11 protein-coding genes are annotated in these 18,039 nt (G+C 68.3%); 6 read left to right on the forward strand and 5 right to left on the reverse strand.

The features are described 5' to 3' along the window. Positions 1 to 69: 69 nt before the first annotated feature. The 3 genes from C1931_RS03000 to C1931_RS03010 form a co-directional block, all read right to left on the reverse strand. Entirely contained in the window at positions 70 to 2,898 is a 2,829-nt protein-coding gene (locus C1931_RS03000) for a valine--tRNA ligase (protein WP_108755364.1), read from the reverse strand. Positions 2,899 to 2,970: 72 nt separating this feature from the next. Further along, a complete protein-coding gene (locus tag C1931_RS03005) occupies positions 2,971 to 3,396 on the reverse strand; it encodes a DNA polymerase III subunit chi (RefSeq protein WP_108745936.1) in 426 nt (141 codons plus the stop codon). A 96-nt stretch (positions 3,397 to 3,492) separates the two neighbouring features. Continuing rightward, a complete protein-coding gene (locus tag C1931_RS03010; RefSeq protein WP_108755365.1) occupies positions 3,493 to 4,971 on the reverse strand; it encodes a leucyl aminopeptidase in 1,479 nt (492 codons plus the stop codon). 104 nt (positions 4,972 to 5,075) lie between these two features. Here C1931_RS03010 and lptF point away from each other — a divergent pair, with 104 nt between their 5' ends. The 3 genes from lptF (at position 5,076) to C1931_RS03025 (ending at position 8,241) form a co-directional block, all read left to right on the forward strand. Then, positions 5,076 to 6,158, forward strand: a complete 1,083-nt coding sequence (gene lptF, locus C1931_RS03015; protein WP_108755366.1) for an LPS export ABC transporter permease LptF — start codon at positions 5,076 to 5,078, stop codon at positions 6,156 to 6,158. Then, positions 6,155 to 7,255: an LPS export ABC transporter permease LptG gene (gene lptG, locus C1931_RS03020; RefSeq protein ID WP_108755367.1), complete on the forward strand. Its 1,101-nt coding sequence runs from the start codon at positions 6,155 to 6,157 to the stop codon at positions 7,253 to 7,255. Before lptF ends, lptG begins: the two co-directional genes overlap by 4 nt. Positions 7,256 to 7,383: 128 nt before the next feature. Next, a complete protein-coding gene (locus C1931_RS03025) occupies positions 7,384 to 8,241 on the forward strand; it encodes a hypothetical protein (protein ID WP_108757632.1) in 858 nt (285 codons plus the stop codon). 43 nt (positions 8,242 to 8,284) lie between these two features. On the opposite strand, the gene C1931_RS03030 is transcribed toward C1931_RS03025, so the two are convergent. Then, positions 8,285 to 8,776, reverse strand: coding sequence for an RDD family protein (locus tag C1931_RS03030; protein WP_108755368.1), 492 nt, complete (start codon positions 8,774 to 8,776; stop codon positions 8,285 to 8,287). A 56-nt stretch (positions 8,777 to 8,832) separates the two neighbouring features. Here C1931_RS03030 and xerD point away from each other — a divergent pair, with 56 nt between their 5' ends. Both xerD and C1931_RS03040 read left to right on the forward strand, forming a co-directional pair. Beyond that, complete coding sequence (gene xerD, locus C1931_RS03035; protein ID WP_108752128.1) at positions 8,833 to 9,810, forward strand: site-specific tyrosine recombinase XerD; 978 nt, start codon at positions 8,833 to 8,835, stop codon at positions 9,808 to 9,810. Between the two features lie 99 nt (positions 9,811 to 9,909). After that, on the forward strand, positions 9,910 to 10,692 hold the full coding sequence (locus C1931_RS03040) for a DsbC family protein (protein ID WP_108748466.1): 783 nt from the start codon (positions 9,910 to 9,912) through the stop codon (positions 10,690 to 10,692). An 86-nt stretch (positions 10,693 to 10,778) separates the two neighbouring features. On the opposite strand, the gene C1931_RS03045 is transcribed toward C1931_RS03040, so the two are convergent. After that, positions 10,779 to 12,893: a glycosyl hydrolase family 18 protein gene (locus C1931_RS03045; protein ID WP_108755369.1), complete on the reverse strand. Its 2,115-nt coding sequence runs from the start codon at positions 12,891 to 12,893 to the stop codon at positions 10,779 to 10,781. A gap of 844 nt (positions 12,894 to 13,737) precedes the next feature. Here C1931_RS03045 and purL point away from each other — a divergent pair. After that, complete coding sequence (purL, locus tag C1931_RS03050; protein ID WP_108755370.1) at positions 13,738 to 17,622, forward strand: phosphoribosylformylglycinamidine synthase; 3,885 nt, start codon at positions 13,738 to 13,740, stop codon at positions 17,620 to 17,622. Positions 17,623 to 18,039: the final 417 nt, after the last annotated feature.

Here is an 18,039-nt window from a genome sequence, read left to right on the forward strand (position 1 = left end):
AGGTCCGCACCTACCAGAACCCGGTGAGGTAGGTGCCAACCTTGGTTGGCACATCCCACCCGTGCAGCGTTACAGCTTCGCGCGCTGTTCCTGCAGGCCCGCCAACTGGGTGTTCCAGTCGACCAGGCGCACGCGCTCCTGCTCGACCACGGCCGCCGGCACCTTGTCGGTGAACTTGGCCAGCTTGGTCTCGCTCTTTTCCTTCTCGCCTTCCACGCGCTTGATCTCCTTGTCCAGGCGCGCACGCTCGGCATCCAGGTCGACCAGGCCTTCCAGCGGCACCAGCAGCTTCAGCTCGCCCACAATCGCGGCGGCGGCCGGCGGTGCGCTTTCGCCTTCGGCCAGCCACTGGATGCTGTCCAGCTTCAGCAGGAACGACAGCGAGGCACTGAAGCGTTCGATGCGCACGCGATCCTGTTCGAGGCCGGCCTGCAGGCGCAGCGGCACCAGCTTGGACGGGGCCACGTTCAGTTCGCTGCGCACACGGCGCACCGCGCTGATCACCGCCTTCAGCCATTCCACGTCGGCCTCGGCCTGGGCGAAGTCTCCGGCGAATTCGTCGGCGGTGGGGTACGGGCGCAGCGACAGCGTGGTTTCGGCCAGGCCCAGGCGCGGGGCCAGCTGCTGCCACAGCTGTTCGGTAATGAACGGGGTGAGCGGGTGCAGCAGGCGCAGCAGCGCTTCCAGCACGTACAGCAGGGTGTGGCGGGTGCTGTCGGCATCGGCGGCGTCGGCACCGTTCAGCGCCGGCTTGCTCAGTTCCAGGAACCAGTCGCAGAACTCGTTCCAGGCGAACTCATACAGGCACTGCGCCAGCAGGTCGAAGCGGTAATTGGCGTAATGGCCCTGCGCCTCGGCCGACACCGCGGCCAGGCGCGCCAGGATCCAGCGCTCGGCATCGGTGCGCGGGGTCGGCACGCCGGTGAACGCAGCACCCTCGGTGTTCATCAGGGTGAAGCGGCTGGCGTTCCACAGCTTGTTGCAGAAGTTCTTGTAGCCCTCGGCGCGGTTCATGTCGAACTTGATGTCGCGGCCGTGGGTGGCCAGCGCGGCGATGGTGAAGCGCAGCGCGTCGGCACCGTGGGCGGCAATGCCGTCCGGGAACTCCTTGCGGGTGGCCTTCTCGATCTTCTCCACCATCTTCGGCTGCATCAGGCCGCCGGTGCGCTTGGCCACCAGGTCGTCGATGCTGATGCCGTCGATGATGTCCAGCGGGTCGAGCACGTTGCCCTTGCTCTTGGACATCTTCTGGCCCTGGCCGTCGCGGATCAGGCCGGTGAAGTAGACGTCCTTGAACGGGATCTTCCCGGTCAGGTTGTCGGTGGCCATGATCATGCGCGCCACCCAGAAGAAGATGATGTCGAAGCCGGTGACCAGCACCGACGACGGCAGGTAGCGGTCGAAACCACGCTCGGCCATGGCCTGCTCGTTCGGCCAGCCCAGGGTCGAGAACGGCCAGATCTGCGAGGAGAACCAGGTTTCCAGCACGTCGCTTTCCTGGCTCAGCAGCACGTCGCTGCCGAGATTGTTCTTCGCGCGCACTTCGTCTTCGCTGCGGCCCACGTAGCAGCTGCCGGTGGCGGCATCGAACCAGGCCGGAATGCGGTGGCCCCACCACAGCTGGCGGCTGATGCACCAATCCTGGATGTTGGTCATCCAGTGGCGGTAGGTGTTGATCCAGTTCGGCGGCACGAACGCGATGCTGCCGTTCTCGACCAGTTCCAGGCCACGACGCGCCAGTTCGTCCATCTTCACGAACCACTGGTCGGTCAGGTAGGGCTCGATCACCTGGCCGGTGCGGTCGCCGCGCGGCACCTGCAGCTTGTGCGCCTTGGTTTCCACCAGGATGCCAAGGTCTTCCAGTTCGGCCAGCACGGCCTTGCGCGCTTCGTAGCGGTCCAGGCCCTGGAAGCGTTCGGGCGCGTTTTCATTCAGCGCCGCCACCGGGGTGAACAGGTTGATCATCGGCAGGCTGTGGCGCACGCCCACCTGGTAATCGTTGAAATCGTGCGCCGGGGTGACCTTGACCACGCCGGTACCGAACGCGCGGTCCACGTAGTCATCGGCGATCACCGGCACACGGCGGCCGGTCAGCGGCAGCACCACCTGCTTGCCGATCAGGTGCGCATAGCGCTCGTCTTCCGGGTGCACCATCACCGCGGTGTCGCCCAGCAGGGTTTCCGGGCGGGTGGTGGCCACGACCAGGTAATCGCGGGTTTCGCGCAGCGTTTCCGCGCCGTCGGCATCGCGCTCGACGTGCTCGTAGCTCAGGCCCTCGTCCAGCGTGTAGGCGATCGACCACAGGAAGCCGTCTTCCTCGGCGCTCTCCACTTCCAGGTCGGAAATGGCGGTCTTCAGCACCGGGTCCCAGTTCACCAGACGCTGGCCGCGGTAGATCAGGCCCTGTTCGTGCCAGCGCACAAAGGCCTCGACCACCGCTGCAGACGGCTGCGGGTCCATGGTGAAGGTGCTGCGCGACCAGTCGGCCGAGGTGCCCAGCCGGCGCATCTGCCGCTCGATGGTGTCACCGGACTGCTGCTTCCACTCCCACACCTTGCCGATGAAGCCTTCGCGGCCCAGCGAATCGCGGGTCTCGCCCTTGCCTTCCAGCGCCAGGTTGCGGCTGACCACCATTTCGGTGGCGATGCCGGCGTGGTCGGTACCGACCTGCCACAGCGTGTCGTAGCCGCGCATGCGGTGGTAGCGCACCAGCGCATCCATCAGGGTCTGCTGGAAAGCATGGCCCATGTGCAGGGTGCCGGTCACGTTCGGCGGCGGCAGCAGGATGGTGTAGGGCTCACCCTGGCCGGACGGCTTGAAGTGGCCGGCGTCTTCCCAGGCCTTGTAGAGGTCGGTCTCGAAGGACGTCGGGTCGTAGCTGGAGGCGAGTTGGGTCATGCGGGGGAACCAGGAGGTAATCGTTGAAGGATCAGGGCGCGGCAGCGGCCCATCAAGGGGGCCGGCGCGGCCTTACATGTCGTGCTTGTTCAGGTCGTAGCCGGCGGTCTTGTACTGGCGCCAGCGCTCGCGCAGCGGTTCGCGCGCTTCCGGGTCGGCCGGTACCACTTCCAGCACGCGCTCGCACTGACCCAGCCAGGGCTCGTCGCGCAGGTTGATCACCAGCGGGCGCATCGGCGCTTCGTCGCCGGGGATGGAAATGAGCACCACGGCCTCTTCCTCGTCCACGTCCTCGCCCACGATCTGGTGCGGGATATAGGCGTCCTCGTCGAAGGACCAGAGCAGTTCGTCCAGTTCTTCGGCCTGGGCCTGGTCGCGGGCCAGCACCAGGGCGGGCAGCCCGGCGTCGTTGGCCTTGCGCGCCAGTTCGCAGACCAGGCGCAGCGGCTCGGTCAGGAAACGGGGCTTGGCGATCAGGTAGAAATCAGCGCGGGGCATGGCAGGGTCCGGGTCGGGCAGGGGCCCGGCGTGCCGGGCGGGGGCAGGCCGGAGGATGCCCCGGCCGGCGGGCGCCGGCCAGGGGCAGGTACGGCATCAGGCGCGGGCGACCTGGTCCAGCAGCCACTGGCTGAGCAGGCCCACCGGGCGGCCGGTGGCCATGCCACGCTTGCCTTCATCGCTGGCCACGCCGGCGATGTCCAGGTGCGCCCAGCGCTGCCCTTCGGCAAAGCGCGACAGGAAGCAGCCGGCGGTGATGGCGCCGGCCCAGCGGCCGCCGATGTTGTAGACGTCGGCGAAGGTCGAATCCAGCATCGGCTGGTACTCGTCCCACAGCGGCAGGCGCCAGGCGCGGTCGAACACATGCTCGCCAGCGGCCAGCAGTTCGTTGGCCAGGTCGTCGTGCTTGCTCATCAGGCCGGCGGTCTGGTGGCCCAGGGCGACCATGCAGGCGCCGGTCAGGGTGGCCACGTCCACCAGGGCCTGCGGTTCGAAGCGCTGTGCGTAGGTCAGCGCATCGCACAGGATCAGGCGGCCTTCGGCGTCGGTGTTACCGACTTCGATGGTCTTGCCCGACATCGAGGTGATCACGTCGGACGGGCGGTAGGCATTGCCGTCAATGGCGTTTTCCACGGCCGGCACCACCACCACCAGGTTCAGCGGCAGCTTGGCCTTCACGGCCGCGACGAAGGTGCCGATGACGTTGGCGCCACCGCACATGTCGTACTTCATTTCCTCGATGCCGCCCTGGGTCTTCAGGTTCACGCCACCGGTATCGAAGGTGATGCCCTTGCCGACCAGCACGTACGGCTTGGCGTCACCGCCGCCGGACCACTTGAGCACGACCAGGCGCGGGCGGTTGGCCGAGCCACGGGCCACGGCCAGCAGCGAGCCCATGCCCAGCGCTTCCATCTGGGTCTCGTCGAGGATGTCGGCTTCGGCACCCTCGTGCTCACCGGCGAACTTCACGCCCACTTCAGCCAGGTAGGCCGGAGTGCAGTAGTTCGGCGGCAGGTTGCCCAGCTCGCGGGCGAACTCCACGCCGGCGGCGATGGCCTGGCCCTGGGCCAGGGCCTGGGCGTCATCACCGGCGATGGCCAGCTGGGCCAGACCGGCGTCATCGGCCTTCTTCTTGCCCAGGGTGGCGGTGTAGCGGTAGGCGGCGTGATCGGCAGCAATGACCGCCTGGCGGATCGCCCAGGCCGCGTCGCGGTCCTTGATGGCCACTTCGGACAGGGTGAACAGCGCGCTGCGGGCGGCGCCGGCCTTCAGCGCGCGCACGGCGTCGCCAATGGCCTTCAGGTACTGCGGCACGCCGAAACGGGCGGCATCGCCCAGGCCGACCACCAGTACGCGGGGGGCGGTCACGCCCGGCAGGTCGTGCAGCAGGGTGGTGGCGCCGGTCTTGCCGGACAGGTCGCCGCGCTGGGCCAGGGCGGCCAGGCGGCCGCCACTGGCGGCGTCCAGCGCCTGCGCGGCCGGGGTCAGGCTGTGGTCGGCATAGGCGCCGACCACCAGGCAGTCAACGGTGGCGGCAGCCGGAGCGAGGTGGTTCAGGGTGAATTCGAGGGCCATTGAGCAGATTCCATTGGCGAGTCCGTACAATCGCAGGCCGTTTACGCCCAGACAGTAGACTGGGCGGCACCGCGAACGAACCCCAGAGTTTAAACCACCGCCCCATGCTGAAGCTCGACCGATACCTGCTGGGCGATTTCGTCCAGAGTTTCCTGGCTACCCTGATCGTCCTGCTGGTGGTCAGCGTGGGCGGCGTGCTGGTGGACATCCTCGGCAACATCGCCGACGGACGCCTGCCGGCCAAGCTGCTGTTCTCACAGCTGGGCCTGCAGTTCATCGCCTACATGCCGCTGATCCTGCCGCTGGCGCTGATGCTGGGCCTGCTGCTGGCCATCGCCCGGCTCTACCGCGATTCGGAAATGGCGGTGATCACCGCCATTGGCGTGGGCCCCAAGCGCCTGCTGCGCCCTCTGCTGATGCTGGTGGTGCCGGTGGTGCTGGTGGTGGGCGCCTGTTCGCTGTGGCTGGGCCCCTGGGCCGGGCGCACCGCCGAACAGATGATCCAGGACGCCAACCGCAGCGTGCTGATGGCCGGCCTGGAGCCCGGGCGGTTCACCCCGCTGCCCAATGGCGGGGTGGTCTACCTGTCCTCGATCTCGCCCGATGGCACCCAGCTGGGCAAGGTGTTCCTGCAGCGGCAGAAGGACGACCGCCTGGAAGTGGTGTCCGCCGCCAGCGGCCGCATGTACTTCGAAGGGGCGCGCCAGCGCTTCCTGGAACTGGACGACGGCCACCAGCTGGAGGGCCCGCTGGCCGGCGCGCTGGATTACCGGCTGGCCACCTTCGCCCGCAATGACGTGGCCTTGCCCGACGGTACCGAGGCGCGCAAGGACGATGATCCGGAGCTGATGGCGACCACGAAGTTGATTGGCGATGACCGCCCCGAGGCCCAGGCCCAGCTGCACCGCCGCCTGGCACCGCCGCTGATCGCGCTGGCCTTCGCCCTGCTGACCGTGCCGCTGGGGCGCAGCTCGCCGCGCCAGCAGCGCTACGGGCGCATGATGCTGGCCCTGCTGGCCTACATGGTGGGCACCAACCTGACCTTCATCGGCGCCGGCTGGATCGCCGACGGCAGGATTCCCGGCGCGCTGGGCCTGTGGTGGCTGACCCTGCCGCTGCTGGCGTTCGCCATCTGGATGTACGCGCGCGATGGCCGCCTGGCCCGCCCGAAGGGAGGCCGCGCATGAAGCTGCGCCCGATGCGTTTCGATTTCTACCTGGGCCGTGCGGTGTTCACCACCGTGCTGCTCACCTGGGCGGTGCTGACCGGCCTGGACGTGGTGATGGCCTTCTCCGGTGAGTTCAAGGACATCGGCAAGAACGGCTATTCGCTGGGCCACGCCGCGGCATGGGTGCTGTACACCGTGCCCCGCCGCGCCTACACCTTCTTCCCCACCGCCGCGGTAATCGGTGCCCTGATGGGCCTGGGCCAGCTGGCGGCCACCTCCGAGCTGACCGCGCTGCGCGCGCTGGGGCTGTCGCGCAAGCGCCTGAGCGTGTCGGTGGCCATCGCCCTGTCGCTGCTGACCGGGCTGATGGTGATCAGCGCCGAGACCCTGGGCCCGTGGGGCCAGAACCGTGCCGATGCGCTGAAGATGAGTGCCAAGTGGGGCACCGACATCGCCGTGGCCCGCTATTCGGGCATGTGGGCGCGCGAGGGCGACACCTTCCTGAACGCGGCCAGCGGCGAAGAGCAGCTGGTGGGCGAGAAGGGCACGCGGCTGATCCTGCGCGATGTACGCCTGTACCAGATTGCCGACGACGGCCGCATCGCCACGCTCACCCATGCCGCCACTGCCGAGCACGACAAGGACGGCTGGGTGCTGACCGGCGTGCGCCGCGATACCTTCGGCGAACGCTCGGCCACCCGCCAGGAAGTGGCCCGCGAACCCTGGAATTCGAAGCTGGATGCCGGCGCGCTGGCCACCGGCATCGCCAAGCCGCGCAACCTGAGCGTGTCCGAGCTGAGCACCAGCATTGCCTACCGCGAACGCAACGGCCTGGATGCGCGTGATTTCGAGGATGTGTACTGGAGCCGCTGGTTCTACCCGGTGAACGTGCTGGCGCTGTGCCTGGCCGCCGTGCCGTTCGCCTTCGGTTCGCTGCGCAGCGGCGGCATGGGCAAGCGCCTGTTCCTGGGCATCCTGTTCGCGCTGGGCTTCTGGCTGCTGCAGTTGTTCTTCGGCCGCATGGCCGGTGCGTTGAAGTTCGATTACCGCATTGCCTACGCATTGCCGCCCATCGTCATGCTGGCCGTGTCCGGCTGGCTGTTCAGGCGCCGGTAGCGTCGGCGCGGCCGCAGGCCGCCCTCACCCCGTTTCAATGGACCCGGCAGGTCCGCGCCTTTCCGCGCGGGCCCTGCCTTCACCGCGAGCGCGCGCGTTGCGCATCTCGCTTCACTTCAAGGATGAACATGATCCGCGCACGTCTGTTTCCCTCGCTTGCCGCCCTGCTGTTGCTGGTGGGCTGTTCTGGTCCGGTCGATTTCGAGATCGACAACCCCACCGACACGCCGGTCACCCTGACCATCGACGCGCAGCCGCACGTCATTCCGGCGCACACCACGGTACCGGTCAGCCTGGAGCCCGGCCAGCACCGGCTGCAGAGCGAGAAGATCGGCACGGTGCGCATGGTGGTCTATGCCGATGGCATCGGTGGCCTGATCAACCCGACGCTGGGCGAGTACGTGATCGTCACCGAGCAGTACGTCACCCGCAAGACCGATTCCGGCGGGCTGGCGTCGAAGGTCGAGCTCAATGACGTGGTGATCGACGGCCCGTACGTGAAGGCGACCGGCCTGTTCATTCCGCGCAGCTGGGATGTGGGCCTGTTGGGTGAACTGCCGACCACGGTGGTCTCCAACAGCCCGGACACGTCGTCGGACTACCGCACCAAGCTCTTCAACGTGCCCGGTTTCTTCGAATACCTGGACGCCGAGGACGATCTGCGGGCCGCCTTCGGGCCCGCGGGCTACCAGCCGCCGCAGGCAACCGTTGAGTTCACCGAAACCAGCCTGCCCGAGCTGCCGGCCGCGTTCGAGGAACAGGGCAAGCCGATGCGCGATCTGTACGCGCAGTACCTGGCCGCCAGCGATGCCGGTGAGCAGAAGCGCCTGAAGAAGGCCAGCCTGAAGCTGTGGCAGGAATTCGCCAAGGCCCAGGGCAAGCTCAACGGCAAGATTCCGGTGCCCGATGACGTCAAGGCCACCGCGTTCTCGTCGCAGTTCTTCGAGCTGTGGGCACAGCCGGCGGTGATCCTGCCCGACGCCTGACCCGCGTGCGGTGGTAGCGCCGGGCCATGCCCGGCGGATTCCTTCAGCGCTTGGGCACCCGCACCATGCGGGTGCCACTGGCGCGGTCGTGCCAGGTCAGGCGTTCGCGATCCAGCCACGCCCACCAGAACCCCAGCCCGCCCAGCAGCAGCGACAGCGTGCCCATGGCGAAACGCCGCCACAACTGGCCGCGCCGCAGCGCCGTGCCATCGCGCGTTTCCAGCTTCAGCCGCCACGGACGCATGCCCAGCGTCTGCCCGCCGCGCCGCCAGCTGGCCGTGGCATAGGCACCGGTGATGACCCAGCACACCGCCCACAGCAGCCACTGCCAGGCGCTGAACGGTGCGATGTTGTCGCGCTGCGCGTGGCCGCTGACCGTATAGGCCACGGTGAACACCGTGCCGGCCAGCATCCACAGCGCCAGCACCGGCCACAGGTCGTAGAACAGGGCCAGCAGGCGCCACAGCAGCAATGTGCGTGGGCGATCGGAACCGGGCGCGGCCACGGGGGCCGTTTCACTGGCGGGGCTGGACATGCGCCGAGCATACGCAAAGCTGGCCCTGCCCGCAGCGGCCCACGTATCCTGCGTGCATGGCCGTTGTTTCCACCCCCGCCGAGCGTCGCCAACTGGTCCAGCAACTGCCCGAGCCGCGCGGCGAAGACAGTGCGCGCATCCAGCGTTTCCTGGACGCGGCCTGGGCCGAGAACGGCCTGGCCCGCGCCACCCTGGACAGCTACCGGCGCGATCTGGAAGGCCTGGCGCGCTGGCTGGACGGTCGCGATGGCGGCTTGGCCGGGGTAGAGCGCCCGGGCCTGTTCGATTACCTGGCCTGGCGCACGCGTCATGGCTGGTCGCCGCGCAGCAACGCCCGTCTGCTGTCGGCGCTGCGCGCCTTCTTCGCCGATGCGGTGCGCCGCGGCGAGCGCAGCGAGGACCCCAGTGCGCTGCTGGATCCGCCGAAGCTGCCGCGCCTGCTGCCCAAGGCCCTGGCCGAGAGCCAGATCGATGCGCTGCTGGCGGCACCGGATATCGACAGCCCACTGGGCCTGCGCGACCGCGCCATGCTGGAACTGATGTACGCCGCGGGCCTGCGCGTGAGCGAACTGGTGCTGCTGCCGGCCACGGCCGTGAACCTGCGCCAGGGCGTGCTGCGGGTGACCGGCAAGGGCAGCAAGGAACGCTTGGTGCCGCTGGGCGAAGAGTCGCAGCACTGGCTGGAACGTTACCTGCACGACGCGCGCCCGCTGATGGTGGGCAAGGGCAGAGTGCAGGCGCTTGCCGATGGGCAGACGCCGTTGTTCATCGAACCCAGCCTGCACGCACTCACCCGGCAGGCGTTCTGGCACCTGGTCAAGCGGCACGCGCAGGTGGCCGGCATCGATCCGGCGCGGATCAGCCCGCATGGCCTGCGCCACAGCTTCGCCACCCACCTGCTGAACCGCGGTGCAGACCTGCGCGCGCTGCAGATGCTGCTGGGCCACAGCTCGCTGTCCACCACCCAGATCTACACGCTGGTGGCGCGCGAGCACCTGCAGCAGCTGCACGCCCGCCACCACCCACGCGGCTGAGCGGGCGGCTGAACCCGCGCGCGGGTGTGTGCTCGCGTTCGCGGTGCCGCTGCCGGGCCTGTGTCAGAATCGCAAGTCATCTTCCCAGCAGGTTGCTCCATGCTCCGATTCGCCATTGCCGCTGTGTTCGGCGCGCTCAGCCTGACCGCCTGTGCACAGCCGGCGCCGCCTGCCGCCAAGGCACCAGCTGCTGCGGCCCCCCGGCCGGCGGCGGCCAACCCTGCCGCCGAACAGGCAGTGCGTACCGCGCTGTCGGCGCTGAACCCGGGCTTCACCATCGACTACATCGGCGCCGCGCCGTTCCCCGGCTTCCGCGAAGTGCTGGTGTCGGGCCAGCTGCTGTACGTCTCCGACGATGGCCGCTATCTGTTCCAGTCGCAGCCGTATGACACCCAGGCGCGCGGGCCGGCCAACAGCGCGGGGCTGCTGGATTACCGGCGTGGCCTGCTGGCCAAGGCCAACCATGGCGACCGCATCGTGTTCGCCGCGCCGAATGCCAAGTACACCATCAGCGTGTTCACCGACATTGAGTGCGGGTACTGCCGCAAGCTGCACCAGGACATCGCCGAGCTCAACCGCAACGGCATCACCGTCGAATACCTGGCGTTCCCGCGCATGGGGCTGGGCAGCAAGGACTACACCGACATGATCTCGGTCTGGTGCGCGGCTGATCGCCGCCAGGCGCTGACCAATGCCAAGCGCGGCGGCAGTGTGCCGGCCAAGAACTGCACCAACCCGGTGGCCATGCAGTACGCACTGGGCCAGCAGCTGGGCGTGAATGGCACGCCGGCCATCTTCGCGCCCGACGGCACCCAGCTGGGCGGCTACCTGCCGCCGGCACAGCTGCGCGCCGCGCTGGAAAAGCTGTCGGCCAAGCGTTGATTGCAAAGCCGCCGGGCGTGACCCGGCGCTACCGTGGATCGCGTTGGTAGCGCCGGGCAATGCCCGGCGGATGTCACACGTTTTCCTTATTTCAAGCCATCACTGACCGCCTTGGTCAGCGTGCCCTGCGCATCGTCGCCGCTGAATTCCCAGACGAACGCGCCGCCCAGGCCCTGGGTCTTCACGTACCCCATCTTGCGGGTGATGTTGGCCGGGGTGTCGAAGCTCCACAGCGTGCTGCCGTTGTAGATCCAGGTGGCACCGGCGGTGTTGTCGGTGTAACTGGACCACGCCAGGTTCTTCAGCACCTTCCAGTCTTCGATGCCGGCCTCGTAGGTGCCCGGTGCCGCACCGCTGGCGGTCTGGTACAGCCCGTTGTTGGCATTGGCCACGCCGGTCCAGCCACGCCCGTAGTAGCCGATGCCCAGGTTCAACTTGGCTGCCGGCACGCCGCGGCTGATGAACGCCTCGATCGCATCGTTGCTGTTGTACAGCGCGGTATCACCGGTGGACGGATCATTGGGCGAATCGAACAGCGCCGAGTGGTGGTTGGTCTTCGCATCCCACGCGCCGTGGAAGTCGTAGGTCATCACGTTGATGTAGTCCAGGTACGGGTGGTACGCGGCCGGGTCGGTCACCCGCACCTTGTCGATGCCGGCACCCACCGCCACGGTCAACAGCAGCCCGGGGCGCACCGCATCCAGCTGGCGGCGGAACTCGGCCAGCAGCGCGGTGAAGTTGGCGTTGTCCTCCGGCGTGCCGCAGGCCAGGCCACAGGCCACCGGGTATTCCCAGTCGATGTCGATGCCGTCGAACACGCCCAGCGCCGCACCGGTGCCGCCGGCGCCGTCGGTCACCGGCAGGTTGCCCTTGATGTAGGCATCGATGCACGAGGCCACGAACGCCTGCCGGTTGGCCGGCTGTGCGGCGCTGGAGAACCCACGCGACCACGTCCAGCCGCCCAGTGAGATCAGCACCTTCACGTTGGGGTACTTCGCCTTCAGCTGCTTCAACTGGTTCCAGTTGCCGCGCAGCGGCTGGTCCCAGGTATCGGCGCTGCCGCTCACGCTTTCGCCGGCACCGAAGGCCTTGGTGTAGTCGGCGAAGGCATCGCCGCCCACGCCGGTGTTCGGATCGGAGGCCTGGGTGACGCCCACTTCGCAGCGGTTGTTGCGCACGTTGCCGAAGGCGTAGTTGATGTGGGTGAGACGGGCGGCCGAGCCGCTGCTGTCGATGTTCTTCACCCGGTAGTTGCGGCCATAGATGCCCCACTGGGTGAAGTAGCCGATGACCCGCTTGCCGGTACCGCCGCCGCTGTCGGCCAGGGTGGTGGCGCTGGTCGCGGTGCCCTGCGCCGAGGCATTGCCGGCGTTGTCGCGGGCGCGCACGCGGTAGCTGTAGGTGGTGGAGGCCGTCAGGCCGCCGTCGACATAGCTGGCGCTGGACGGCGAGCCGACCAGGCTGCCGTTGCGGTACACGTCGTAGCCGGCCACACCGCTGCCGCCGGTGTTGTCGGTGGACGGGCTCCAGCTGAGCGCGATGCTGCTGGACGTGCGCGTTCCCACCGCCAGGCCGCCGGGCACGCTGGGCGCAGTGGTATCGCCGCTGGCCGCGTTCACCGTGATGGTGATGGTGGGGGTGCTGGTGGTGGCGTTGTTGTTGTCGGTGGCGACCGCGCGCAGGGTATGGCTGCCGGCGCTGGCGTTGGCCCAGCTGGCGCTGTACGGCGCGCTGGTATCCACACCGATCGAGCTGCCATCGCGGAAGAACTCGACCTTGCTGACACTGCCGTCGGCGTCGCTGGCGGTAGCGCTGACCGTGATCGTGCTGCCCGCGCTGAAGCTGGCGCCATTGGTCGGGGAGGTCAGGCTGACGACCGGCGGCTGGTTGGCGCCGCTGCCATCACAGGCGCCCAGGTTGGTGTAGTAGGGCGCCCCGGCCGGGTGGTCCGGTGGGGCGTTCCAGATGTCCTGGTTGGCCCGGTAGAGCACGCCGGCCTTCTGCAGGGTGTCGCCGGCCCGGTAGATCTTGGCCTGGTCCCATTCGGCCACGCCGGCACAGCTGGCGGCCTGGGCCAGGCCGGGCAGGGCGGCGGCCCCGGCGGCCAGGGCCAGCAGCCAGGCCAGGCGGCGCGGGCGACAGCGGCGGCGGGAATGTTCGGCACTGCGTACATCGGCACTCTGCACAAACGTGTCGTACATGGTGTTTCTCCGATCGACCAAGAGGCGCGCGGGCCCCGATGGCACCGCGCGTAACGCAGGTCCGGGCGTCGCCGGGGAAGGCGACGGTGGGAGCGGACGGGGTACCTGGCCGGGCCGGGGAGAGAGTCCGGCTGGCCGGGTAGGGACAACGTTGTCATCAATTGCCCGGGCAATCCGTGAGCCAGCGCATGGTTCCGCGATTCCGGGGTTCCGGGATTCCCGCGAAGAGCGGCGCTGGCGCGCGGTTGGCTGCCATCGGCGGGGCCTCCTCGTGGCTGGGGATTGCCGCGAACAGCGGATTTCTGGGGGAGGGCCGGGCGGGTGGGGTCAGGCGGGGACGCCGTAAACCCGTCCATGGGGGCTTAGCCGCGGCATCCATGCCGCGGATACCCCGCCTGACCCCACCCGCCCGGCCCTGGACAGGTTCCTGCGCGTGCCAGCCACGAAAGACAAGTTCTCGGGACCAGTAGATCCACGCCATGCGTGGATGGATCGATCAGATATCGCAACACATCCGGGGTCAGAGCCCGTTGCGAAGCAACGGGATCCGACCCCGTGCAGTTCCGGCAGATCGCAGGAACCTGTCAGGGGTGGGGCGGTGTGGGCTTGCAGGACCGCAGGCGCCATGGATGGCGCCTACGAGCCTCCATGGATGGATTTACGGCGTGTCCTGCAAGCCCACACCGCCCCACCCAACCCTCGGATAACCGGCTGTTGCTCTGGCTCTTGCTTCGGCTCTGGCTGTCGCCCTGGGTTCGGCGGGTGCCGGGCGCCGCCCGGCCGAAGCCCACCCCCTGGTTCCGGTACAATGTCGGGCCCGTTTCCCAACTACGGTTCCCCGGACATGATGGTCCTCGAGGGCGCGCCCGCCCTGTCGCCGTTCCGCCGCGAACGTCTTGAATCCCGCCTGCAGTCCATCGCTCCCTCCCTGCGCATCAGTGGTGCCTGGCACGTCTACTTCGTGCAGCCCGAAGGCGCGGCCGCGCCCGACGTGGCCACCCTGTGCCGCATCCTGGAAGCCCAGCCGCAGGCGCAGGCCGTGGCCGACGGTGCGGTAAGCCGCGTCGTGGTGCCCCGCCTGGGCACGCTGTCGCCGTGGTCCAGCAAGGCCACCGAACTGGTGCGCGGTGCCGGCCAGCCGGTCAGCCGGGTGGAACGCGGCCTGCGCATCGACGTGCTGGGCTGGCCGGCCGATGCCGCCGCCCAGCAGGCGCTGGTGAAGGCCCTGCATGACCCGATGACGCAGTCGGTGCTGGAATCGGCCGAGCAGGGCCAGGCGCTGTTCAGCAGCCCGACGCGCGGCGAACTGGAACGCGTGCCGGTGGACCAGCTGGAGGCCGCCAACCAGCGCCTCGGCCTGGCCATGGCCCAGGACGAGATCGACTACCTGCGCGAACGCTTCACCGCGCTGGGCCGCTCGCCCTCGGACGTGGAACTGATGATGTTCGCGCAGGCCAATTCCGAGCACTGCCGGCACAAGATCTTCAACGCCAGCTGGACCATCGACGGCCAGGAACAGGACCGTTCGCTGTTCCGCATGATCAAGAACACCCACCAGCAGACCCCGCAGCACACGCTCAGCGCGTACAGCGACAATGCCGCGGTGATCGAAGGCCATCCGGCCTCGCGCTACCGCCCTGATCCGGCCACCGGCGAATACCGCCGCGAGCCGCAGGTGCCCAGCGCGTTCCAGATCAAGGTGGAAACGCATAACCACCCGACCGCGATCGCGCCGTTCCCGGGTGCCTCGACCGGCAACGGCGGCGAGATCCGCGATGAAGGCGCTACCGGCCGTGGCGGCAAGCCGAAGGCCGGCCTGTCCGGCTTCTCGGTCTCGCACCTGCGCATTCCCGAGCTGCCGCAGCCGTGGGAAGCGCCGCGCGCGCTGAACCCGCGCATGGCACCGGCACTGGAAATCATGACCGATGGCCCGCTTGGCGGCGCCGCGTTCAACAACGAGTTCGGCCGCCCGAACCTGCTTGGTTACTTCCGCAGCTTCGAGCTGCCCGAAGGCGCCGATCTGGTCCGCGCCTACGACAAGCCGATCATGCTGGCCGGTGGCCTGGGCGCGATCGATCGCATCCAGGTCGACAAGATCAAGCTGCAGGCCGGTGATGCCGTCATCGTGCTGGGTGGCCCGGCCATGCTGATCGGCCTGGGCGGCGGTGCCGCCAGTTCGGTGGCTTCCGGCGAAAGCGCCGAAGACCTGGACTTCGCCAGCGTGCAGCGCGACAACCCGGAAATGGAACGCCGCTGCCAGGAGGTCATCGACCGCTGCGTAGCGATGGGCGCCAACAACCCGATCAAGTTCTTCCACGACGTCGGCGCCGGTGGCCTGTCCAACGCCATCCCCGAGCTGCTGCACGATTCGAACGTGGGCGGCGTGATCGACCTGGGCAAGGTGCCCACCGATGACCCGTCGCTGTCGCCGATGCAGCTGTGGTGCAACGAATCGCAGGAACGCTACGTGCTGGGCGTGGCCCAGGAGCGCCTGGCCGAGTTCGCCGCGCTGTGCGCGCGCGAGCGCTGCCCGTTCGCTGCGGTGGGCGTGGCCACCGCCGAAGAGCACCTGGTGGTGGCCTATGGCGCCGTGCCGGGCCACACCCCGGCCGATGCGCCGATCGATCTGCCGATGGACGTGCTGTTCGGCAAGCCGCCGAAGATGCACCGCGACACCGCGCACCCGCCGGCCCCGCGCTGGCCGGCGCTGAAGACCGGCGGGCTGGATCTGCAGGAAGCCGGTCTGCGCGTGTTGGCGCACCCCACCGTGGCGTCGAAGAACTTCCTGGTCACCATTGGTGACCGCAGCGTAGGCGGCCTGACCGCGCGCGAACAGATGGTCGGCCCGTGGCAGCTGCCGGTGGCCGACGTGGCCATCACCCTGGCCGACTTCGACGGCGTGGCCGGCGAAGCGATGTCGCTGGGCGAGCGCACGCCGCTGGCCCTGCTCGATGCCGCCGCTTCGGCGCGCATGGCCGTGGGCGAAGCGCTGACCAACCTGTGCGCGGCCCCGGTCGACGCGCTGGATGAGATCAAGCTGTCGGCGAACTGGATGGCCGCCGCCGGCCACCCGGGCGAAGACGCGCTGCTGTACGACGCGGTGAAGGCGGTGGGCATGGAACTGTGCCCGCAGCTGGACATCAGCATTCCGGTGGGCAAGGACTCGCTGTCGATGCAGGCGCAGTGGCACGACCAGGGCGAAGCGCACAAGAGCGTGTCGCCGGTGTCGCTGGTCATCTCCGCGTTCGCGCCGGTGGCCGATGTGCGCCAGCAGCTGACCCCGCTGCTCGACCGCGAGGTGGACAGCGAGTTGTGGCTGATCGGCCTCGGTGCCGGCAAGCAGCGCCTGGGCGGTTCGATCCTGGCCCAGGTGCATGCCGACCACGGCGACCTGCCGGCCTTCGCCGGCGCCGCCCCGGACCTGGACGACCCGCAGCGCCTGCGTGGCTTCTTCGAACTGATCCGCGATGCGCGCCAGGCCGGCCTGCTGCGTGCGTACCACGACCGCAGCGATGGCGGTGCCTTCGCCGCGCTGTGCGAAATGGCCTTCACCTCGCGCCTGGGCCTGGACATCACCCTCGATGCCTGGGGCGATGATCCGTTCCGCAGCCTGTTCAACGAAGAACTGGGTGCGGTGGTGCAGATCGCCCGCGAAGACCGCGCCGCGTTCGCCGATCTGGTCGAGCGCCATGCGTTGATCGAGTGCGCACAGCGCATCGCCAAGCCGACCACCGCACCGGTGGTGCGCGTGTCGCTGGGCGGCGAAAACCTGGCCGAGTGGCGCTGGGAAGCGCTGTTCGACGCCTGGTGGTCGGTCACCCACGCCATGCAGAAGCGCCGCGACAACCCGGAAAACGCCGACGCCGAGCGCGAGATCGCCCGTGCCTTCAACGCCCCGGGCCTGAAGCCGAAGCTCAGCTTCGACCTCGCCGAGGACGTGGCTGCTCCCTTCATCAATACCGGTGCGCGCCCGCGCGTGGCGGTGCTGCGCGAGCAGGGCGTGAATGGCCAGATTGAAATGGCCAACGCCTTCGAACGTGCCGGCTTCAGCGCATTCGACGTGCACATGAGCGATCTGATCGAAGGTCGCGTGGCCCTGCAGGACTTCACCGGCCTGGTCGCCTGCGGCGGCTTCAGCTACGGCGACGTGCTGGGTGCGGGCCGTGGCTGGGCCACCTCGGTGCTGGAACGCAGCGCGCTGCGCGATGCCTTCGCCGCGTTCTTCGCCCGCGAAGACAGCTTCGCGCTGGGCGTGTGCAACGGCTGCCAGATGATGAGCCAGCTGAAGGACATCATTCCCGGTGCCGAGCACTGGCCGCAGTTCCGCCGCAACGCCAGCGAGCAGTTCGAAGCCCGCACCGCGCTGCTGGAGGTGGTGGAATCGCCGTCGATCCTGCTGCGTGGCATGGCCGGCTCGCGCCTGCCGGTGGCCGTGGCCCACGGCGAAGGCCGTGCGGTGTTCGCCAATGCGGTGGACCAGGCGGCCGCGCGCGTGTCGCTGCGCTACATCGATGGCAACGGCAACGTGGCCAGCCAGTACCCGCTGAACCCCAACGGTTCGCCGGACGGTATCACCGGCCTGACCAGCACCGATGGCCGCGTCACCATCATGATGCCGCATCCGGAACGCACCCCGCGCGCACTCAACCTGAGCTGGGCCCCGGCTGAATGGCAGGGTGATTCGCCGTGGATGCGCATGTTCCGCAACGCACGCGTCTGGTGCGGCTGATCGTCCGCCCCGCGCACGCGCCAATTCGATGACGTATGGAAACCCGCCGGCAACCCCGGCGGGTTTTTGTTTGTATTGCGTGAATATCGTGTGCTGTCCACGAGTTACAGCGCGTTACACGTTCTATGGCATGTTCACGTGGTTCTAACGAAATAACCGCATAAACGCATAAAACGGTGAACTGGTTCACGACAGTAGGTTTTGTTCCGTCAAACTCTTGACGGAAGATAATCTTCACGTTAACACTGCCAGTCCGTTTTGAATTCATTCATTTCGTAGTAACGCATTGCGCAACGGAAGGCGCTCTTGCCTCTCTGCGCGTTCTGCGCGAACACCGTCGTAAATCACGCGAATAGACGCCCCCAGGGGACGTTGGGCCGGATGGCCCAGCGATGGCGTTGCTTTGCCTAAAAACCA

This window comes from Stenotrophomonas sp. YAU14A_MKIMI4_1 (genome assembly GCF_003086855.1).
Taxonomy (GTDB): domain Bacteria; phylum Pseudomonadota; class Gammaproteobacteria; order Xanthomonadales; family Xanthomonadaceae; genus Stenotrophomonas.

What these genes read in the sequence shown, in the direction of transcription:
- C1931_RS03005 (WP_108745936.1), bottom strand. Translation starts at nt 3,396, where the DNA reads ATGCCCCGCGCTGATTTCTACCTGATCGCCAAGCCCCGTTTCCTGACC.
- C1931_RS03010 (WP_108755365.1), bottom strand. Translation starts at nt 4,971, where the DNA reads ATGGCCCTCGAATTCACCCTGAACCACCTCGCTCCGGCTGCCGCCACC.
- C1931_RS03000 (WP_108755364.1), bottom strand. Translation starts at nt 2,898, where the DNA reads ATGACCCAACTCGCCTCCAGCTACGACCCGACGTCCTTCGAGACCGAC.
- purL (WP_108755370.1), top strand. Translation starts at nt 13,738, where the DNA reads ATGATGGTCCTCGAGGGCGCGCCCGCCCTGTCGCCGTTCCGCCGCGAA.
- lptG (WP_108755367.1), top strand. Translation starts at nt 6,155, where the DNA reads ATGAAGCTGCGCCCGATGCGTTTCGATTTCTACCTGGGCCGTGCGGTG.
- C1931_RS03025 (WP_108757632.1), top strand. Translation starts at nt 7,384, where the DNA reads ATGATCCGCGCACGTCTGTTTCCCTCGCTTGCCGCCCTGCTGTTGCTG.
- C1931_RS03030 (WP_108755368.1), bottom strand. Translation starts at nt 8,776, where the DNA reads ATGTCCAGCCCCGCCAGTGAAACGGCCCCCGTGGCCGCGCCCGGTTCC.
- C1931_RS03045 (WP_108755369.1), bottom strand. Translation starts at nt 12,893, where the DNA reads ATGTACGACACGTTTGTGCAGAGTGCCGATGTACGCAGTGCCGAACAT.
- xerD (WP_108752128.1), top strand. Translation starts at nt 8,833, where the DNA reads ATGGCCGTTGTTTCCACCCCCGCCGAGCGTCGCCAACTGGTCCAGCAA.
- C1931_RS03040 (WP_108748466.1), top strand. Translation starts at nt 9,910, where the DNA reads ATGCTCCGATTCGCCATTGCCGCTGTGTTCGGCGCGCTCAGCCTGACC.
- lptF (WP_108755366.1), top strand. Translation starts at nt 5,076, where the DNA reads ATGCTGAAGCTCGACCGATACCTGCTGGGCGATTTCGTCCAGAGTTTC.